Here is a 20,596-nt window from a genome sequence, read left to right on the forward strand (position 1 = left end):
GAGCGGCTCGCTCACGCGAACCGAGGATGACTTGGGTTGGGCGGACAACACAAGGTGAGTTTGTAATGAACGCAGATCCGAGCAACACTTCCACCGTGGCGGTTTGCGAAATGTCGCATAAGCCAGGGAACGGATTAATCAGCCTGCGGCGTGGCGTGGTCGGCGCCATGTTTGCGGTCGCGGCGACCCTCGTCGCGAGCCAGCATCCAGCGCACGCGCAAGATGCGCAACAGGAGGTCAAAAGCGCGCCTTCCTTCGTCGACAATTTCTCGAATTTCGATCGTTCCCGCTGGTTCGTCTCGGACGGCTGGACCAATGGCGCCCATCAGAACTGCACCTGGTCGAAGGACCTTGTGCGGCTTTCCGACGGCGTGCTGTCGCTTGGCTTCGAAAAACGCAAGCTGAAGGACCGCGAGTTCGCCTGCGCCGAGGTCCAGACCAAGCAGCGCTACGGCTACGGCGTCTACGAGGCGCGCATGAAGACCGGAACCGGCTCAGGCCTCAACGCCGCCTTCTTCTCCTATATCGGCCCGCAGGACAAACAGCCCTGGGACGAGGTCGACTTCGAGGTCCTCACCAAGGATCCGTCGAAAGTGCAGGTCAACAGCTACATCCAGGGCAAGCCGAAGAACGGCAAGCTGGTCGACGTCGAGGGCGGCGCCGACAAGGGCTTCAACGATTACGGCTTCGTCTGGGAAAAGGACCGGCTGCGCTGGTACCTCAACGGCAAGCTCGTCCATGAAGTGACCAATCCGGACGAGCTGCCGAAGCATTCGCAGAAAATCTTCTTCAGCCTCTGGGGCAGCGACAAGCTGGCCAACTGGATGGGCGCCTTCGTCGATCCCGGCAGCAAGGTGACCATGGAGGTCAAGCGCGTCGCCTTCACCGCTTTGGGCCAGCCCTGCCAGTTTCCGGAATCTCTGGCATGCAGCATAAGTAACAGCAACTAGGCATGATCCCGAACCGCAGGTCCGCGTTAGCGAAAGCGGGAGCCGGTTTTTGGGATAGGATCATGCCGAACTGACTAGGCCGTCAGGCCTGGGGGACATCTGAACCGGCCGGACCGCTTTTTTACGGCCCGACCTTTGACAGGAACAGAACCGAATGAATTTGACGGTGTTTGGGATTGGCTATGTCGGTCTCGTGCAGGCCGCCGTGCTTGCCGAGGTCGGCCACGAGGTGGTTTGCGTCGATATCGACGAGAAGAAGGTGGAGCGGCTCAACCAGGGCTTGATCCCGATTTTCGAACCGGGCCTCGAAAGCCTCGTCAGGGAAAACCACGCCGCCGGGCGCATCCGCTTCACCACGGACGCGGCCGCGGCGGTCAGGCATGGCCAGATCCAGATGATCGCGGTCGGCACGCCACCCGGCGAGGATGGCTCGGCCGATCTGAAATATGTGCTGGCGGTCGCCGAGACCATCGGCCGCGAGATGGACAGCACCAAGATTGTCGTCGGCAAGTCGACCGTCCCGGTCGGCACTTGCGAAAAGGTCAAGGCCCGGATCGCCGAAACGCTGAAGAAGCGCGGCCGCGAGGATCTCACCTTCGACGTCGCCTCGAACCCGGAATTCCTCAAGGAGGGCTCGGCGGTCGCCGATTGCATGAAGCCGGACCGCATCATCGTCGGCACGTCCAGCGAGGACACCGAGATGGTGATGCGCGAGCTCTACGCGCCGTTCAACCGCAACCACGAGAAGATGATCGTGATGGATGTGCGCAGCGCCGAATTCACCAAATACGCCGCCAACTGCATGCTGGCGACCAAGATCAGCTTCATGAACGAGATGGCCAATCTCGCCGAGCAGCTGGGCGCCGACATCGAGGAGGTGCGCAAGGGCATCGGCAGCGATCCGCGCATCGGCTACCACTTCATCTATCCCGGCCTCGGCTATGGCGGCTCGTGCTTCCCGAAGGACGTGCGCGCGCTTATCAAGACCGCCGAGGGCGTCAAGTTCGACGCCAAGCTGCTGCGCGCCGTCGAGGAACGCAACAATGCGCAGAAGTCGGTCCTGTTCGACAAGGTCACCCACTATTTCAAGGGCGCGCTCCGGGGCAAGACATTCGCCGTCTGGGGGCTGGCCTTCAAGCCCAACACCGACGATATGCGCGAGGCGCCGGCGCGCGTCCTGATGGAGGCGCTGTGGGCGGCCGGCGCCAAGGTGCAGGCCTACGATCCCGAGGCGATGCAGGAGTGCCAGGCGATCTACGGCCTGCGCGACGATCTGCTGCTGTGCGGCACCAAGGAGGCGGCTTTGCGGGGCGCCGACGCGCTTTTGATCTGCACCGAATGGAAGAGCTTCCGCGCGCCATCCTTCGACGCGCTCAAGGACGCGCTGACCACGCCGGTCATCTTCGACGGCCGCAACCTCTACGATCCGAAGGTGATCGCGCGCTATGGCATCGAATATTTCTCGATCGGCAGGATGGCGGCATGACGATTGCTGCTTGCCTCAAGAAGAACTGCCGCCGCCGCGCACGACCGCGGCGAACGGCGCATCGGCACTAGCATGAGGTCACCAATGGCTGCCCAGCGGAAACCGACGGTCACCGTTATCGTCCCTACCTTCAACCGCGAGAAGTTCCTGCCTGAATCCGTCGGCAGCCTGCTGCGGCAGACTGTGGTGCCGGATCAGATTCTGATCGTGGACGATGGCTCGACGGACAACACCAGCGCGGTGGCGGCATCTTTCCCAGCGCCGGTGGAGTATTACCGCAAGGAGAATGGCGGCAAGTCGACGGCGCTGAATTTCGCCCTGAAGCGCTGCAAGGGCGATTTCGTCTGGATATTCGACGACGACGATGTTGCGCACCCGACGGCGCTTGAACGGTTTCTCGCTGCCTTCGAGCGGGAGCCGACCGCCGATTTCGCATTCGGCGAATATGCGCGTTTCCAGCAGTCAGCCCAGATCGAAGAGCAGAATTACGAGACCGTCGCCTTCGGCCACGTCAACCAGGACAACTTTTTCCCGTCTCACCTCGAATATTGCCACGTCCATCAGCCTGGTCTCCTAGTGCGCCGTCAATGCTACGACGACGTCGGAGGCTTCAACGAAACGCTGGTCCGGTCGCAGGACTACGAGATGATGCTGAGACTCGCGCGCCGGTTCAAGGGCGTAAGGGTCGACGGCCTGATGTTCTTCCAGCGCCAGCACGACATGGTCCGCGGCAGCACCAAGGTGGTCATTTCCTATGCCAACCGGCTAAAGGCCTGGAGCTCATACGACCGGGCGATCATGGAAGAGATCTACAAGTCGGTCGATCTGCATGAGTATCTCGATCGCTCGGAGCAGGCCTTGCCGAAGACGGCCGATCTCGAGATGCAGGCGCTGCTGCAGCGTTCGAGCATCATGGCCAGGAAGGGGCTATGGCATCACGCGGCCGAAGACATCCGCCGCTACGCCCTGCTTGCCGAACGAGCCGGAAAGACCTCGCTCAGCGACAAGGAACGCGCCATCGTGCGGCGTACGTTCGAAGCCTACGACACGGGTTTGGCGTCCGCCCCCGCCGATGAATTCGTCTCGGCGGTGAAGGGATGGAAGTCGGGAGCCCTGAAGGCCGATATCGTCAGGGAATATATGCATTCGTTCCCGCATTATCTGGCCAGGGACCTGAAGGCCGGAAAGGTGATCCCGGCATCGAAGTTGTTGCGGGAGTACTCGACGCTGTCGCTTTCCGCCTCGGTCGGCCGGTTGTGCCAGGCAATGACGTCGAAGCTTCCATTGGCGCGCAGCGCAAGCTGATGATCCTTGGGTTGCGGATGCTCGCCGGCCGGACTGAATTAGGAGCCGAACGATGAAAGTGCTTTTTGCAAGCGGCAACGGATATATTCCCGAGTTCACCGGCGGCGTGCAATCCAACACCCACCATCTGGTCGAACAGCTGATCGAGCATGGCCACCAGGCGTCGGTGCTCGCCTCGTTGTTCGGCGACGGAATGTTCGGTTTAAAGGCCCGCGCCAAGATGAAGCTGTTGCGGCAGCCAGCGGTTGTCGACAATTTTCCCGGCTACCCGGTCTTGCGCGCCTGGTTCCCCTGGGAGGCCGCCGGCTTCGCCGTCACGAAAACCAAACCCGATGTCGCCGTCGTGCAGTGTCATAAGTCGGTCCTGCTTGGAAAGGCGCTTCTCGCCGAAGGGGTGCCGCTGGTCGTCTATCTTCACAACGTCGAATTCCATGAGCTCGCCGGCGATCCGCGCGAGCTGCATTCGGCGCTCTACATCGCCAATTCGGAGTTCACGGCGCGCACCTACAAGGAAAAATTCGGCATCGATTCCATTGTTCTTCCGCCGACCATCAACGACGCTCTCTACTGCACGCACACAACCGGCGAATTCGTCACCATGATCAACCCCTATGAGGAGAAGGGGTTTGATCTCGCGGTCAAGATTGTGGCCGCCTGCCCGGAGGTACCGTTCCTGTTCGTGGAAAGCTGGAAGCTGGACGACGATCATCGCGCCCGCATCGAGAAGACCATCGCGCCGTTCTCCAACGTCACGCTGGAAAACCGCACCGACGACATGAAGACGGTCTATGGCCGCACCAGGATCCTGCTTGCCCCCAGCAAATGGGAGGAAGCCTGGGGCCGGGTGGCATCCGAGGCGCATTGCAGCGGCATCCCTGTCGTAGGTTCGAGGCGCGGCGGCCTGCCCGAAGCCATCGGTCCCGGCGGCGTGGTGCTCGATTACGACGCGCCGCTCGCCGACTGGGTTTTGACGGTAAGGCGCCTGTGGAACGATCATCAGGAATACGAACGGCTTTCGGCTTCGGCTCTCGCCTTTTCCAAACGCCCGGAGCTCGATCCTGCGCGGCAGTTGGTGGTGTTCCTCGATCTGCTCGAAAGAGCGGCCCGGCAGGGCGCGCGCCGCGCCGCTTAGCTGCGCAAAACGAAGAGATGGATCTGGGTTGCTGCAGTGCACCAAAATGTTGCGATGCAGCAATGCCTGTACTAGCTTGTGCCTACAGGAGACAAAGTTCATGCCGCAGGTCTTGGGCCTCGCCAGTGACATTTCCAGCCTGATGGACAGCACGCCGGTTCTTGCCGCGGCTGAAGCCCGATTGGCGGCTCGGAGCATTGGCGGATGTTCTCGACACCGCCAGGCGAAATGGTTTGGAAGGAGCCACCTGACCAGGTTTTGGGCGAGCACATCGCGCCGATGAGGATTTGTTTCGTAGTCGATAAATTCCCCACCTTGTCCGAGACATTCGTGCTCGATCAGATAGCCGGATGCCTTGAAAGCGGGATGGAAGTCAGCGTCGTCTGCAACGAGATGGCCTTTGGCAGGGACAGCAATGTAGACGATGCACGCTGGCGGACACTGCCCGGGGCGGTCGTTTCTTGGTGGGGCGGTCTGGATCGCTACCGCTCGCTGCTCAAGAAATGGTCTGGCAGGTTTTGGGACAAACTTTCGACCTTCATCGACCTGGCCAGCGCGCATAAGCTGCGAAACGTCGACGTGATCGTAGCGCATTTTGGTCACAATGGCCTGCGCGTCGCTCGCGTCATGAAGCGGCGCAGGATCACCGCCCCTCTGGTGACCATATTCCATGGCGTCGATGTCGGCAGGCCGATGCATGACAACACGCTCGGCAACTACAGGCCTGTTTTCGAAAAAGGGGCCCTCCAACTCCCTGTGAATGCGTTCTTCCGCGAGGCCCTGATCGATGCCGGTGCCGCGCCGGCGCAAGTCCTGGTTCACCATATGGGCATCCGTCCTGGCGAGATCGATTATCACTGGCGCTCCTGGCAGAAGGGTACGCTGTCTTTCATCTCGGTCTGCCGCCTGACTGAGAAAAAGGGGATTGAGTACGCGCTTCGTGCCCTCGCTCGCCTGCCGCACCGCGATTGGGTCTATTCGGTGATCGGCGGCGGAGAATTGCTTGAGGATTTGAAGCTGATAGCGACCGATCTCGGCATCGCCGAGAGAGTGACTTTCCTCGGACCGCGTCCGCATAGCGAGGTCAAGCAGCGCCTGCGTGACGCCCATGTCTTCCTCCTGCCAAGTGTCGCCGGGCGAGACGGTGATCTGGAGGGAATACCGGTTGCGCTCATGGAGGCGATGGCCGGCGGCCTGATCGCTGTCAGTACCTATCATTCAGGGATTCCGGAACTGATCGAGGATCACAAGACAGGCTTCCTCGTGCCCGAACGGGACATCGTGGCGCTTGCTGGCAAACTTACTTGGATCGCCGAGAACCCAGGCCTGTGCGAGCCGATAGCGCTTGCCGCACGAGGGAAGGTCGAGGCGGATTTCAATTCGCCTGTCTTGAATGAACGCTTTGCGCAGATCGTTGCGAGGCTAGGGGAAACCGGATCCATCACATGAACGCCAATCCGCCGCCCCCGCAATTTGGACGCGTTGCTTTGCACGGCGGGCTGGTGACGGCTGGCTCGCAAGGCTTCAAGATGGTGATCCAATTCCTTTCGGTCATCATTCTTGCCCGGCTGCTTGTCCCGGAGGACTTCGGCTTGGTTGCCTCCGTAGGGCCGATCGTAGCCTTCGTCGGCTTGCTTCAGGATCTCGGTCTCCAGCAGGCGGTCATCCAGCGCAAGGAGATCGGTCAACAGCAACTCAACCAGGTCTTTTGGCTGAGCGCGGTTGTCGGCCTGTGCGCCGCGGTGGTCGTGGCTTGCCTGGCCCCCGCCATCGCCGCTTTTTACGGCGATCAGCGAATGTGGGGAATAACACTTGCTTCCGCCGTGCCGCTGCTTTTTGGCAGTCTGGCCGCCGTGCCGCTTGCTTTGATGAACCGCCATCTCCAATTCGGCCAGCTCGCGCTGAACGACACGATCACCGCGGCCGCCGGCCTGCTCGCCACCGCAACCGCGGCCTATCTAGGGTTTGGCTATTGGTCCCTGGTTCTGGGCCCGGCCGTTTCAGCTGTCGTCGCGCTGGTTGCTGGCTGGCTGGTGACGCGCTGGACGCCATCGCGGCCGAATCTGAAGATCGACGCCGATATATTCAGGTTCGGCGCGAACCTTACTGGCTTCAATCTTGTCAATTTTCTCGCCCGCAACCTCGACAACATTCTCATCGGAAAATATTCCGGCGCCGTCGAGCTTGGCTACTATGATCGCGCCTACAAGCTTCTGCTCTTTCCACTGCAGAACATCACCCAACCGCTGACCCGTATCATGGTGCCGCTGCTCAGCCGCATCCATGAGGACAAGCAGCGATTTCGAGATATCTATGTAAGGACGAATTGGCTGCTGGCCGTGGTGACCATGCCCGGCATTGCGACGTTGACACTGACGTCGGAGCCAGTGGTCAGGCTTCTCTTCGGCGAGCGCTGGATGGCGGTGGCGCCGATTTTCGCCTGGCTGGGGATCGCCGGCCTGATGCAGTCCGTGTCGAGCACCACGGGCTGGATATTCATCTGTCAGGGCAAGACGAAGACGATGTTCCATTGGGGCATCTATTCGTCGTTGACGACCGTCGTCTCCTTCATCGTCGGCCTGCATTGGGGGGCCATCGGCGTTGCGGCTGCCTATGCCATCAGCGGTTACGTGCTACGCATCCCGGTGCTTGCTGCCTTGATCCAACGTGTCGGTCCGGTCACGGCCGGTGATTTCCTGGCCATACAGGGGCTTTTCCTCTTCTCGTCCCTGCTCGCCTGGTTCTCGTACCGGTCACTGCCGACGTCGCTGACCAGCCAGTCGGACCTGCTCGCGGTCGTTGTGGCGCTTGCCCTAAACTACGGTTTCGCCGTGGCCCTGATGCTTGCTGTTCCGCAGTCGCGCAAGGCTTTGTTCGCCATGCTTGCCAACGTGGCGCGCAACATTCGGTGAGCGGTTGGCTATCAAGGGCGACAACGGCTTGGCCGCCGACATTGCCGAAGCATGCTGTTCCAGCACAGCCTGAAGGCTTGCTCGGCGATAGAGGTCGAGGTTGTCGGCGAATCTGCCGAGCTTTTCGGCCGCTTCCGATGGCGTCACGGTATCGATGTCGAGTAGGAGGTCGGCGACGCCGATGTGATTGGCGACTTCTTTGGTTTTGAATTCATAGGCGATCGGCAGGACCGGCGTGCCAACGCAAAGCGACATGATCATCATATGCATGCGGGTAGCGACGACGAAGTCGCAACCCTTTACCAGCGCCATCAGTTGGTCGGGCGTATGAAACGAGGCGTCGACACTGACATGCTTGGTGATCTCCGGATCGAGTTCGGCCACGACCGCCCGCGCTGTTTTGGCGTCGTCATGGGCATATTCCGGCACGCCTTGGCAGGTTGAAACGAAGGTCACCTCTTTGGCGTGGTCCCTGACAAGAATGGTGGCAATCTCGCGGATCGAATCGAGATAGCGGCGCATGCCGTCTTCACCGTCGCTGACAAAGCTCCAGTGGCGGACGGAGATCGCGACGCGGCCAGTCGGCGTCGGTGCGCTGTCGAGATGTTTTTTGATCCTGTCGGTATCGGCCAGGGCAAAGACGGCATCGGCGACCACATGGCATTTGCCCGGGTCTTTCACCAGATCCAGCATGTGATTTCTGGATCGCTCGTCGCGCAGCAGGATGAGCGGACTCCGATCAAAGATCGGGCCGAGCTCCTGGCGATTGTAACTTTTCTTGAATGGGCCGAGTGATTGCGTGAAGAAGATGGGATCCTTGCCCAGGATAGCATCGACGCGGAATTGATTGAGGCGCTTTTCAAGATCGTAGTTTTCGACAAGGTAGGTCCCGCCTGTCGTCACAACAAGGTCGGCGCTAGCGTAGGCATCAAGGCCGAGGCGGTCGCTCTGGCTGAAAAAAAAGCTGCTGGCGGCACCGTTTTGGGCGAAGCGCCGCAAGGCGCGGAAGACCGCCCAATTGTAGATCGACTTGAGCCGGCCCTTTATCCCGCCGCCATGATCGTACCTGAACAGGGATTCCGACAGCAGCTTGTGAAATTCGAGATCGGGGTAATCCTTCTTCGGGTAGAGCCGGGCCGCGACTTCGGGCTGACTGTCGAAAACGAAGAACTGCACATCGTCGCCGGCGATCGATTTGAGAATATGGCGTATAGCCAAAAGGATCGCGGCATCGCCAGTGTTCAGACACACTGTGTTTTCGACCACGACTTTCATGGGCTAACCTCGTTTCGCGTCCGTGGCCAGGCCAGCGGCGGTTAAGACGGCACTTTGCCGAGATGCTGCCACGCGATCCGCATCACGTTTTTGGCAGGTTGCGCCAGACTGGAAGCCGATGAGGAATCCAGATCAATGCCAGGCACGCCGAAAGTAGCGGATCATTTTTGCAGTGCAACAAAAAATGTGCGGGCATTTGCTACGCCGCACCAAAATTGTTGCGATGCAGCAAAAGCTGTACTAGCATCCCCGATGGGTGGGCCCAACAGCGGGCGAGTTTCATGCTGCATGTCTTGTACCTTGTGCATGACGTATCCGATCCGGCGGTGCGCCGGCGGGTCCAGATGCTCAAGGCAGGCGGCGCCAGGGTCACCTTGGCGGGCTTCCGCCGCACCACCAGTCCGGTCGCCGAGATCGAGGGTATTGAGCCTGTCGACCTTGGCGCGACGCGCGACGGCCGATTCGCGCAGCGCCTCGGCGCGGTCGCCAAGGCGGCCGTGTCGATCGGTGCAAAACTGGGCGCCGTGCCCAGGCCCGATCTCATCATCGCGCGCAACCTCGAGATGCTGGCGTTGGCGCGCCGCGCCAATGGCGCGCTCGGCGCGAACGTGCCGATCGTCTATGAATGCCTCGATATCCATCGCCTGGTGCTGCGCGACGACCTTGTCGGCAGGACGCTGCGTGGCGCCGAGCGTCGCCTCGCCCGCGACGTGAAGCTCCTGGTGACGAGTTCGCCTGCCTTCATCGCCAATTATTTCGAGCCGTTCGGGCAGATCGCCGCACCCGTCGAGCTGATCGAGAACAAATATTTCGAGGCAGCATCCGTTATCGCCACGCATTCTTTCGAGGACGACAGCCCCGCGCCGCCGCCCTGGCGCATCGGCTGGTTCGGCGCGCTGCGCTGCCGCCGCTCGCTGGAGTTGCTGGCCGATTTCACTCGTCGGCAGGCGGGGCGTTTCGAGGTCGTGCTCAGAGGCCGCCCGGCGCTCTCCGAATTTCCGGATTTTCATGGTTTCGTCGAGGCCGAGCCCTGGCTTTCGTTCGGCGGGCCTTACCGAAATCCGGAGGACATGGCGGCCATCTACGGGCAAGTGCATTTCTCCTGGGCGATCGATTTCTTCGAGGCCGGCCAGAATTCCGAATGGTTGCTCCCCAACCGGCTCTATGAGGGCTGCCGCTTCGGCGCCGTGCCGATCTCGATGGCGGACACCGAAACCGGCCGTTTCCTGAAGCAGCAGGACATCGGCGTGCTCCTGTCCGAAGCGACGCCCGAAGGCGTCGAGGCGATGCTTGGCCGGATGGACCAGGACGGATATCGCGGTCTGAAGTCGCGCGTATTGGCGCGCAACCCGCGGACCTGGAGCTACGACCGCAGCGACTGCGCGGCCTTCGTCGACAGGCTGCGCGGCCTTGCCGCCGTGCCTGCAGCTTTTGCGGCGGAGGCGGCGGCGTGATGGCGCAGCACGACATACAAAAACCGATGACCGAGGCCGCCGCATCGATCCTCATCGTCATCCCCTGCCTTAACGAGGCGGCCCATATCGGTGGCCTGCTCGACCAATTGCGGCCTGCGGCGGCAAGGCTTGGCGGCCGCATCGTCGTCGCCGACGGCGGCAGCACCGACGGCACGCAAGGCATCGTCGAAAACATCGTCGCGAAGGATCCCCGCGTCATCCTGCTCGCCAATCCGAAGCGCATCCAGAGCGCTGCCATCAATCTCGCGGTAGCGGCCCTCGGCGACGACGCCGGCTACCTCATCCGCATCGACGCGCATGGCGGCTATCCGGACGATTATTGCGACCGGCTGGTCGAGGAGGTCCTTGCCACCGGCGCCGATTCGGTCGTGGTTTCGATGCTGACCGCCGGCACCGGCGCCGTGCAGAAGGCGGTCGCGGCGGCGCAGAACTCCAAGCTCGGCACCGGCGGCTCGAAGCACCGGCACATGTCCGAGGGCGAATGGGTCGACCACGGCCACCACGCGCTGATGCGCATCGCCGCCTTCAAGGATGTCGGCGGCTATGACGAGAGTTTCAGCCACAACGAGGATGCCGAGCTCGACTACCGCCTGCGCCGCGCCGGCTACCGCATCTGGATGAGCGGCAGGACGCAGATGGTCTACTATCCGCGCTCGACGCTGAAGAGCCTCTATTTCCAGTATCTCGGCTATGGCCGCGGCCGCGCCCGAAACGTTCTGAAGCACCGGATGGTGCCGAAGCTGCGGCAGATGATCCCGCTTTTGGTCGCGCCCGTGGTGCTGTTGGCCCTGTTCTCCTTCGTCCACTGGCTGGCGGCGGTGCCTTTCCTGCTGTGGACTGCCGTGTGCCTCGGCTACGGCCTCGTGACGGCGATACGCCAGCGCAATGTGAGCATAGCGCTGGCCGGCGTCTCGGCGATGGTCATGCATTTCGGCTGGTCCGTCGGCTTCTGGCAGCAGCTGTTGACGCCTCGTTCGCAGCGCAAGGTGGCGTGATGGCCGGCCGCTCGATCGACATCTGCATCTGCACCTTCCGCCGGCCGGAGCTGGCCGACACGCTGCGCTCCGTCGCGGCGCTGGAGAAGCCCGCGGGAGCAGAGATTGGCATCGTCATCGCCGACAATGACGACGAGCCCAGCGCGCAGAAGCTGGTCAAGGCGCTGGCCGGGGAGCTGAAATTGCCGGTCCGCTATCGCCACGCGCCGGCGCGCAACATCTCGATCGCCCGCAACGCCTGCCTCGACGCCAGCGTTTCGGACTTCGTCGCCTTCATCGACGACGACGAGACGGCGTCGCCCGGCTGGCTGGTCGAGTTGATGGCGACGGCCGACACCACGGGCGCAGCAGCGGTGCTCGGTCCGGTGCGGGCGCATTATCGCCAGGATGCGCCGGACTGGATGCAAAAGGGCGATTTTCATTCGACCTTGCCGGTCTGGGTGCGTGGCGAAATCCGAACCGGCTATACCTGCAACGTCCTGCTCAAAATGACCGATGCGAGCCTGCGCGGCCGGCGCTTCAGCCTGGCGCGCGGCCAGACCGGCGGCGAAGATACCGAGTTCTTCGACGCCATGGTCAAGGCCGGCGGCCGCATCGCCTTTGCACCGCGAGCCTTCGTCGACGAGGTCGTGCCGCGCGCCAGGGCGGCGTTCGACTGGTTGCGCCGCCGCCGCTTCCGCTTCGGCCAGACACACGGGCACCTGATCGGGCGGGGTACCGGCGGCGTGCGCCGGGCCGGCCAGGTTGGCCTCGCTTCGGTCAAGGCCGCCTATTGCTTCGGCATGGCCATTTTGACCGCAATCAGCCCGGTGCGACGGAACCGCAGCGTGCTTCGCGGCATTATGCACGTTGGCGTCATCAGCGGTTTGGTCGGCGTCCGTGAAATCCGCCAGTACGGCCTCACTTCGCCAGAGCAAGGGAACAAGCGTGCAGCCTGACGTCAGCTTCGTAATCGCCGCCTATAACGCAGAGGCGACCCTCGACCGCGCCATCGCCGGCGCGATCGCGCAGCTTGGCGTGACCGTCGAGGTCATCGTCGTCGACGACCAGTCGCGCGACGGCACGCTGGATGTAGCGCGCGCTTATCCGCAAGATATCGTCAAGGTGGTGGCGCTGCCCGCCAACCGCGGCCCGGGCGGCGCCCGAAATGCCGGCCTCGACCTTGCCAGGGGTCGCTGGGTGGCGGTGCTCGATTCCGATGATGCGGTCCTTCCCGACCGCCTGGCCATGATGATCTCGCGCGCCGAAGCGGCGGATGCCCAAATTGCGGTCGACAATGTGCAGGTCGTGCGCGAGGACGACACGCCCGACGACACGATGTTCCCGGCCGGCTATCTCGAAGGCTTGCGCGAAATCTCGCTGGCCGACTACATCGCCGGTAATCTGGTCTTCGAATCGCGCTTTAATCTCGGCTATCTCAAGCCGATCTTCCAGCGCCGCTTCCTCGACGACAACAGGTTGCGCTACGACGAAAAGCTGCGCATCGGCGAGGACTACATTCTGCTGGCAAGCGCGCTGGCCAGCGGCGGCCGTTGCGTGGTCGAGCCGACCGTCGGCTATGTCTATCACATCCGCACCGGCTCGATCTCGCGGGTGCTCGAATTGCATCACGTCGAGGCGATGACGCGCGCCGACGCCGCCTTCGCGGCGGTATATCCGATGGACAGCAGCGCCCAGGCGGCCTTCGCCAAGCGCGGCCGCAGCCTGCGCAAGGCGGCGTCGTTCCTGTCTCTGGTTCAGCACATCAAGGCGCGCGCGCCGCTCAAGGCGATAGGCGCGGCGCTCAGGGATCCGGCCGCGCTCGGGCATATGAGTATGCCTATCGCGGTCCGGCTCAGAAGGGTTGCGGCACAGGTTTGCCGTCGGGGCGGGGAGACGAAGCAGCGGGCATTGTCTAGAGCATGATCCCGAAAAGTGCGAAGCGGTTTTCGGAAAAGATCATGCTCCAACAATGAATTAGCCAGCGGTAAGTAGAAATCTTTTCTGTCAGAAGGAATAGCATATGCAGAAAGTCAGGAAGGCAGTCATCCCGGTGGCGGGGCTCGGAACGCGATTCCTGCCGGCAACCAAGTCGATGCCCAAGGAAATGCTGCCCGTCGTCGACAAGCCCGTCGTGCAATATGCCGTCGACGAGGCGTTCGAGGCCGGGATCGAGCACATCGTCTTCGTCACCGGCCGCAACAAGGCGGTCATCGAGGACTATTTCGACCTGCATCCTGAACTGATCGGCACGCTGGAGCAGACCGGCAAGAAGGCGCAGCTGCAGTCGCTGGAGAGCCTGCTGCCGGAGGCCGGCGCCACCAGCTTCATCCGCCAGCAGTCGCCGCAGGGCCTCGGCCACGCCGTATGGTGCGCCCGCGACGTGATCGGCAACGAGCCCTTCGCGCTGCTGCTTCCCGACATGGTGTCTTTCGGCGCGCGCGGCTGTCTTGCCGAGACGGTCGACCTTTATCAGCGGACCGGCGGCAATGTCATCGCGGTCGAGCGCTGCGACCCGTCCGAAACCGGCAAATACGGCATTGTCGGCCGCGGCGACGAGGTCGGCTCCGGCTTCAAGGTCACGGCCATGGTCGAAAAGCCCGCGCCCGCCAATGCGCCGTCGAATTTCTACATCAACGGCCGCTACGTCCTGCAGCCGGAAATATTTGCCCTGCTCGGCAACCAGCAGCGCGGCGCCGGCAACGAAATCCAGCTCACCGACGCCATGGTGCGCCTGGCTCAGAGCCAGTCCTTCTACGCCCAGCCTTTCGATGGCCGCATGTTCGACTGCGGTTCCAAGGAAGGCTTCATCGAGGCCACCATCGCCTTTGCTCTGGCGCGCGACGACATGAAAGGACCTGTCTTCGAGATGCTGCAGCAATTTGTCCGGTCGCATGAGCGCCGGGAAGTAGCCGCATAATGCCCATGTTTCGGGTGCATATGCGAACTTGCGATGGCGCGACAGCCACACCAGCGCCCGGGCCTTCAGGCCCGGCGCATCCTGGCAACGACGTTGCGCGGTCTTTTCTGGTCACGACGCCGATCTACCAAGGCCGATAGCGCCTGCAACCTGGAATTGGACCGAAGATGAACTATGCCAACTTCCCTCTCGACAAGAGGATGCCGCTGCCCGGCTCCGATCAGGAAAAGGGTGAAGACTTCATCGATGTCGAACGTCTGCTTGGCATGGCCGCCCGGCAGGCCAAGGTGGTGGCGGTCTGCGCCATCATCGGCCTGTTCCTGGGCGTGGTCTATCTGCAGACGACACCCAAGCAATATATGTCCATGGCGAGCGTCTTGATCGACGAGGGCATGAACAAGGTCATGGACGACATCTCGGCGGCCAGCGCTACGCAGCAGACCGATGCGACGATCCTCAGCCAGATCGAGATTCTCAACTCGGCTCGGCTGGCGTCGGAGGTGGTCGACAAGTTGAAGCTCGACCAGAACCAGGATTTCATGAACCCGCCGCAATCGGCTTTGGCCAAGGGTATCGGGTTCGTGCGCGGCGTCGTCGGCTATTTCCGCGGCAATGCGACCGATCAACTCCCCGGCATCCAAAATGTCGATGCCGCGACGCGCGAAGCCATGATCAAGACCGCAACCCACGATTACGCGGTTCTTATGCTGCAGACTGGGCTGATGGCGGATCGCGTCAGCCGCAGCAATGTCATCAGCATCGGCTACCAGGCGACAGACCCGGCACTCGCCACAGCCATCACGAAAGCCTATGCGGATGCTTATCTCGCCGACCAGCTCAACGCCAGCTTCGACGCCACCGAGCGCGCGGCCCTGTGGCTGCAGGGGCGGCTGACCGAGTTGCGCGAAAGCTCGCAGGCCGCTTCGCTGGCGGTCGAGAAGTTCAGGGCCGAGCATGGCCTTTCCGCCAACAGCGACGGCCAGTTGCTGAGCGATAAGCAACTCGCCGACCTCAACGCCCAGCTCATCGTCGCGCAGGCCGACACGGCTCGCGCCGGCGCCCGCTATCAGCAATACAAGGCGATCGTCGACAGCGGCTCCGAAAGCGCCTTCAACGATTCGGCCATCGGCGCGGACCAGCCGAGCAGCTCGGTCATCATCGCGCTCAAGACCCGCTATCTGGCCATTGCCAAGCGCCTGCAGGACGTCGAGACGAATTTCGGCAAGGATCACCCGCAGGCAGTCGCGCTGGCCAGGGAGAAGGCCGATGTGTCGACGCAGATCTTCGGGCAGCTGAAGCAGATCACCGAAAGCTACCGCAACGACTTCGAAGTGGCGCAGTCGCGCGAGACGGCGCTCCGCGACAAGATCTCCACCGCTGCCGGCAAGAGTTCGATCGACAACCAGTCGCAGGTGAAGCTGAAGGAGCTCGACCAGCAGGCGCAGGCGCTCACCACGCTCTACCAGACCTTCCTCGGCCGCTACGAGGAAGCCTCGCAGCAGCAGTCCTTCCCGGTCGGCAAGGTCCGCATCATTTCCGACGCGGCAATGCCGCTCGCGGCCTCCAGCCCCCGCACTTTGCGCGTGCTGGCGCTGTCGCTGGTGCTTGGCCTGATGCTCGGCGCCGGCTTTGGCGGCCTCAACGAGTTCAACGAGCGTTTCTTCAGGACGGGCGAGGATATTCGTGACCGCGTCGGCCTGAAGTTCCTCGGCTATCTGCCGACGATCGGCGGCGGCAAGGCCAGGGATAGCAAGCCCGACGACCTGCCGACCGACGGCAAGGTGGCCAGCCTTTCCGCGGCCGAGAAACGGGCGCGCATGCGTGTCAGCATCGACGCTCCGGCCTCGATGTTCGCCGAGACGCTGCGCAACGCCAAGATCGCCTTCGACGTGGTGATGGAGGACCGCGGCAGCCGGGTCATCGGCGTCATCTCGGTGCTGCCTGGCGAAGGCAAGTCTACGGTGGCCGCTAACCTTGCCGGCTTGCTCGCAGCCAACGGCGCCAAGACGCTTCTCATCGACGGCGACCTGCGCAATCCCGGCCTCAGCCGCAGCCTCGGCATGGAGACAGAACAGGGCCTGATGGAAGCGGTGGTCAACGGCCAGACCTGGCAGTCGGTCGGCAAGGTCGACCGCCAGACCAAGCTTGCGATCATTCCCGCCGTGCTGCGCGGCCAGTTCTCGCATACCAGCGAGCTTCTGGGTTCGGCCGGCATGCGGCGCTTCATCGAGAATGCCAAGGAGACGTTCGAATACATCGTCGTCGACCTGCCGCCGCTCGGCCCCGTGGTCGACGCCAAGGCTTTCGCGCCGCTGGTCGACGGCTTCGTTCTGGTTACCGAATGGGGCCGCACGCCGCGTGCCATGGTGCGCTCGATGCTGGAATCGGAGCCCTATATCGCCAACAAGATCACCGGCGCGGTGCTCAACAAGGTCGACTTGAAGAAACTGGCCAAATACGGCTCGCTCGGCGGCTCGGAAAAGTTCTTCGACCGCTACTCGAGCTATTATCTGGACAAGTCGGAGTCGCGCTCCAAGCAAGCTGCTTGACGCGGCGCCCGCTAGAGCGGTTCACCGTTTCACGGAAACGGCGAACCGCTCTATCTCTTTGTTTTGACGCAATTCCGGACAGAAGGTTACGGCGAAGACGCCGAACTTAACCGCTCACACTTTTCCTGGAATTGCTCTAATTTGCCGAAGATAGCAGCCGGCCGTATTTGCCGACGATCCTGAGTGCGGTCAGCCGTCCCGTTTGAAAGGCGCCGGTATCGATGTCGAGCCGGCGCCCGTCGAGGGTGGGAACGTCCACGATCGTGTGGCCGTGCACCACCCACCGGTCGAGACGGTGCGCTGCCTGGAAGAATTCCTCGCGGATGTTGGTGAGGTCGCCCTCGTCTTGCGCCTCGAGCGCGACGCCGACCCGGATGCCGGCATGCACGAAGACGAATTGCTCGGAGCACACCATCGCCGGCAGCGTGCGCAGGAAGTCGACATGGCTGGCGGGAATGGCCTCGCGGATGCGCGCATCCGTCTGCTCGCTCGAGCCATAGAGGCTTGCCAGCCGGTCCGGGTCGACGCCGTAGGAGAACAAGGTCTCGCGACCGCCATAGCCGAGCCAGGGCTCGCGCGAGAGATAGCCGTCCAGATAGCTGAGCAGCGCCACCTCATGGTTTCCCACGAGGCAGACGCGCAGGAAGCCTTTCGGCGGTGGCGCCATCAGATGTTCGATCACGCGCCGCGAGTGCGGGCCGCGGTCGATATAGTCGCCCAGCATGATGATGATCTTGCGGCCGCGGAATTGCTGCGCGTCGAGCTGGATTTTCTGTTCCAGAGCGCGCAGCTCGTCATGGCAGCCATGCACGTCGCCGATCGCATAGACGATCGTGTCGCGCATATCCATGACAAGGCGCTCGCGTGGCGCGGGTCGGGGACGTCTCGATCGTTGGAACAGGTTCACGGATTGAGGCTCGGATACTTGCACTGATTTGCACCTCGATATCATGCCGGATGCAAACAATTCCACACCGGCGTTCCAAACAACGAGATGAGCGGGTCGCCGTTTCCACGAAACGGTGAACCGCTCTAAGTAGCTTTCAACCGATTAAGGAGCAGCGTGTGACCGAGTAGCAGCCGGATGCGTGGCTCTGCCGCCACCAGCCAGTTCACCGCAATGGCGGCGGTAGCCAGGAATCGCAGGATGTCGACACCGCCGGATGTCGTCTTGTGCTGAGCCATGCCGTGCCTTCGCAATGGCCGCCCAGCCAGAGTTTAGGAGCTATTGCTGCATTGCACAACAGACGATTGCGCTGCGGGAGGAGTTCGTTTCGTGGCGCGCGACCGCCGCAGCCTATATTCCGATGCCGCGGCCCTTCAGCGCCGTCGTGATCTCGTCGAGGATCGCCGGGTCGTCGATGGTCGCCGGCATCGTCCATTCCTCCTTGTCGGCGATCTTCTGCATCGTCCCGCGCAGGATCTTGCCGGAGCGGGTCTTGGGCAGCCGCTTGATCGTCACCACGGTCTTGAAGGCGGCAACCGGGCCGATCCGCTCGCGCACCAGCCCCACGACCTCGCTTTCGATCGCGCCGGCATCGCGCGACACGCCGGCATTGAGCACGACGAAGCCGAGCGGCACCTGGCCCTTCATGGCGTCGGCAATGCCGATGACCGCGCATTCGGCGACATCGGGGTGGGCCGCCAGCACCTCTTCCATGGCCCCGGTCGAGAGCCGGTGGCCGGCGACGTTGATGATGTCGTCGGTGCGGGCCATGACATAGAGATAGCCGTCCTCGTCCATCATGCCGGCGTCCGCCGTCTTGTAGTAGCCGGGGAATTCTTCGAGGTAGGCCTGGCGGAAACGGGCATCGGCATTCCACAGCGTCGGCAGGCAACCGGCGGGCAGCGGCAGCTTGACCACGACATTGCCCAGCGTGCCGCGCGACACTTCGTGGCCGGCATCGTCGAGGATGCGGATGTCGTAGCCCGGCATCGGCACCCCGGGCGAGCCGTATTTCACCGGCAACAGCCCGAGACCCGCCGGGTTGATCGTCATCGGCGAGCCGGTCTCGGTCTGCCACCAATGGTCGACGACCGGCCGGTCGAGCTTCTGCTCCGCCCATTTGATGGTTTCGGGGTCGGCGCGTTCGCCGGCCAGGAACAGGGTACGGAACTTCGACAGGTCGTATTTCGGCACGAACTCGCCCTTGGGATCCTGCCCCTTGATGGCGCGGAAGGCGGTCGGCGCGGTGAACAGCGCCACCACGCCATGCTGCGAGATCACCCGCCAGTAGGTGCCGGCGTCCGGCGTGCCGATCGGCTTGCCTTCGAACAGCACACTGGTGCAGCCATGCAGCAGCGGCCCGTAGACGATGTAGGAATGACCGACCACCCAGCCGACATCGGAAGCCGCCCAGAACACTTCGCCCGGCTTGACGCCGAACTCGTTGTCCATCGTCCATTTCAGCGCGACCATGTGGCCGCCATTGTCGCGCACGATGCCCTTCGGCTGTCCGGTCGTGCCGGAGGTGTAGATGATGTAGAGCGGGTCTGTGGCCAACACCGGCACGCAGTCGACATTGGCGCCGGCGGCGCGCTCGCGGGCGACTGCATCGGCATAGTCGAAATCGTAATTGTCCTTCATCTCGCAGCGCAACTGCTCGCGCTGCAGGATGAGGCAGGCGTCGGGCTTGTGCTTCGACATCTCGATCGCCTTGTCGAGCAACGGCTTGTAGGCGACGACGCGGCCTGGCTCCAGGCCGCAGGAAGCGGTGATGATCAGCTTCGGCTTGGCGTCGTCGATGCGGGTGGCGAGCTCGTGCGAGGCGAAGCCGCCGAACACCACCGAATGCACGGCGCCTAGCCTCGCGCAGGCGAGCATGGCGATCGCCGCTTCCGCCACCATCGGCATGTAGATGATGACGCGGTCACCCTTGCCGATGCCGCGATGCCTCAGCACCGAGGCCAGCGCGACGACCTCGCGCTTCAGTTCGGCATAGGTGAATTTCCGGATCGTGCCGGTGATCGCGCTGTCATGGATCAGCGCCGGCTGGTCGGCGCGGCCGCCCGCCACATGGCGGTCGAGGGCATTGTAGCAGGTGTTGCAGGAGGCGCCGACGAACCAGCGGCCATAGACGCCTTGCGTCGGGTCGAAGACCTTCTCGGCCGGCATATACCAGTCGATCGCCTTCGCCGCCTCGGCCCAGAACCCTATGGGGTCGCGTTTCCAGCCCTCATAGACTTCATGGTAGCGTGAGGCCATAGACATTCCTCCCAGGACATTCTGCCGTCTGGGAATAGCCTAGAGCAATTCCAGGAAAAGTGCGAAACGGTTTTCCGTCCGGAATTGCGTCAAAACAAAGGGATAGAGCGGTTCACCGTTTCTATGAAACGGTGGAACGCTCCAATGGATGTCGCCCAAAGTGCGCAGCGGTTCTGGGACAGCGACATGCATCAAAACAAAAACTTAAAGTGCGTCGCCTGAATTCAGCGGGACGCGCTTTAGTCGCCGGCAAACGTCTCCGTTCGGCGCCTCAAGCAGAGGCGTCGCTGTCGCTGTCCGCGATATAAGCCGGCTTAAAGCGGCAATGCCGCCAGCATCAGCCCGACGCCGCCGGCGATCAGAATAGCCGCCGCAAGCGCCTTCCGGTGGCGCTCGAACGCCGTCGGAGCCCG

The 20,596-nt window shown here is 62.6% G+C and carries 16 protein-coding genes; 12 read left to right on the forward strand and 4 right to left on the reverse strand.

Features of this window, described 5'->3' with window-relative positions; all coding sequences use genetic code 11:
- Positions 1–167: 167 nt before the first annotated feature.
- The 6 genes from exoK (at position 168) to AC0L2L_RS02655 (ending at position 7,785) form a co-directional block, all read left to right on the forward strand.
- Positions 168–950 (forward strand): endo-1,3-1,4-beta-glycanase ExoK, encoded by a 783-nt coding sequence (exoK, locus tag AC0L2L_RS02630; RefSeq protein ID WP_473576103.1) that lies wholly within the window; start codon positions 168–170, stop codon positions 948–950.
- A gap of 154 nt (positions 951–1,104) precedes the next feature.
- Positions 1,105–2,436: a UDP-glucose dehydrogenase family protein gene (locus AC0L2L_RS02635; RefSeq protein WP_473575971.1), complete on the forward strand. Its 1,332-nt coding sequence runs from the start codon at positions 1,105–1,107 to the stop codon at positions 2,434–2,436.
- Between the two features lie 84 nt (positions 2,437–2,520).
- Positions 2,521–3,741 (forward strand): glycosyltransferase family 2 protein, encoded by a 1,221-nt coding sequence (locus AC0L2L_RS02640; RefSeq protein WP_473575972.1) that lies wholly within the window; start codon positions 2,521–2,523, stop codon positions 3,739–3,741.
- Positions 3,742–3,793: 52 nt separating this feature from the next.
- On the forward strand, positions 3,794–4,873 hold the full coding sequence (locus tag AC0L2L_RS02645) for a glycosyltransferase (RefSeq protein ID WP_473575973.1): 1,080 nt from the start codon (positions 3,794–3,796) through the stop codon (positions 4,871–4,873).
- A 204-nt stretch (positions 4,874–5,077) separates the two neighbouring features.
- On the forward strand, positions 5,078–6,322 hold the full coding sequence (locus tag AC0L2L_RS02650) for a glycosyltransferase (protein WP_473575974.1): 1,245 nt from the start codon (positions 5,078–5,080) through the stop codon (positions 6,320–6,322).
- A complete protein-coding gene (locus AC0L2L_RS02655) occupies positions 6,319–7,785 on the forward strand; it encodes a lipopolysaccharide biosynthesis protein (protein WP_473575975.1) in 1,467 nt (488 codons plus the stop codon). The genes AC0L2L_RS02650 and AC0L2L_RS02655 overlap by 4 nt, the downstream gene beginning before the upstream one ends.
- On the opposite strand, the gene AC0L2L_RS02660 is transcribed toward AC0L2L_RS02655, so the two are convergent.
- On the reverse strand, positions 7,687–9,060 hold the full coding sequence (locus AC0L2L_RS02660; protein ID WP_473575976.1) for a polysaccharide pyruvyl transferase family protein: 1,374 nt from the start codon (positions 9,058–9,060) through the stop codon (positions 7,687–7,689). The two genes, AC0L2L_RS02655 and AC0L2L_RS02660, sit on opposite strands and share 99 nt — an antisense overlap.
- A 281-nt stretch (positions 9,061–9,341) precedes the next feature.
- On the opposite strand from AC0L2L_RS02660, the gene AC0L2L_RS02665 reads away from it, so the two are divergent.
- From AC0L2L_RS02665 to AC0L2L_RS02690, 6 genes are all read left to right on the forward strand, one after another.
- Positions 9,342–10,514, forward strand: a complete 1,173-nt coding sequence (locus AC0L2L_RS02665; RefSeq protein WP_473575978.1) for a glycosyltransferase family protein — start codon at positions 9,342–9,344, stop codon at positions 10,512–10,514.
- A gap of 26 nt (positions 10,515–10,540) precedes the next feature.
- A complete protein-coding gene (locus AC0L2L_RS02670; RefSeq protein WP_473576104.1) occupies positions 10,541–11,530 on the forward strand; it encodes a glycosyltransferase family 2 protein in 990 nt (329 codons plus the stop codon).
- The gene (locus AC0L2L_RS02675; RefSeq protein ID WP_473575979.1) at positions 11,530–12,468 is read left to right on the forward strand and encodes a glycosyltransferase family 2 protein; all 939 of its coding nucleotides are present in this window, start codon (positions 11,530–11,532) and stop codon (positions 12,466–12,468) included. The genes AC0L2L_RS02670 and AC0L2L_RS02675 overlap by 1 nt, the downstream gene beginning before the upstream one ends.
- Positions 12,458–13,435, forward strand: coding sequence for a glycosyltransferase family 2 protein (locus AC0L2L_RS02680; protein ID WP_473575980.1), 978 nt, complete (start codon positions 12,458–12,460; stop codon positions 13,433–13,435). The genes AC0L2L_RS02675 and AC0L2L_RS02680 overlap by 11 nt, the downstream gene beginning before the upstream one ends.
- 97 nt (positions 13,436–13,532) lie before the next feature.
- On the forward strand, positions 13,533–14,429 hold the full coding sequence (gene galU / locus AC0L2L_RS02685) for a UTP--glucose-1-phosphate uridylyltransferase GalU (RefSeq protein WP_473575982.1): 897 nt from the start codon (positions 13,533–13,535) through the stop codon (positions 14,427–14,429).
- 167 nt (positions 14,430–14,596) lie between these two features.
- Positions 14,597–16,978 (forward strand): polysaccharide biosynthesis tyrosine autokinase, encoded by a 2,382-nt coding sequence (locus tag AC0L2L_RS02690; RefSeq protein ID WP_473575983.1) that lies wholly within the window; start codon positions 14,597–14,599, stop codon positions 16,976–16,978.
- Positions 16,979–17,114: 136 nt separating this feature from the next.
- On the opposite strand, the gene AC0L2L_RS02695 is transcribed toward AC0L2L_RS02690, so the two are convergent.
- The 3 genes from AC0L2L_RS02695 to AC0L2L_RS02705 form a co-directional block, all read right to left on the reverse strand.
- Entirely contained in the window at positions 17,115–17,828 is a 714-nt protein-coding gene (locus AC0L2L_RS02695) for a metallophosphoesterase (RefSeq protein WP_473575984.1), read from the reverse strand.
- Positions 17,829–18,010: 182 nt separating this feature from the next.
- Entirely contained in the window at positions 18,011–18,163 is a 153-nt protein-coding gene (locus tag AC0L2L_RS02700) for a hypothetical protein (protein WP_473575985.1), read from the reverse strand.
- Between the two features lie 112 nt (positions 18,164–18,275).
- Entirely contained in the window at positions 18,276–20,183 is a 1,908-nt protein-coding gene (locus AC0L2L_RS02705) for a propionyl-CoA synthetase (protein ID WP_473575986.1), read from the reverse strand.
- Positions 20,184–20,596: the final 413 nt, after the last annotated feature.

It is taken from the genome of Mesorhizobium sp. WSM4832 (assembly GCF_055811115.1).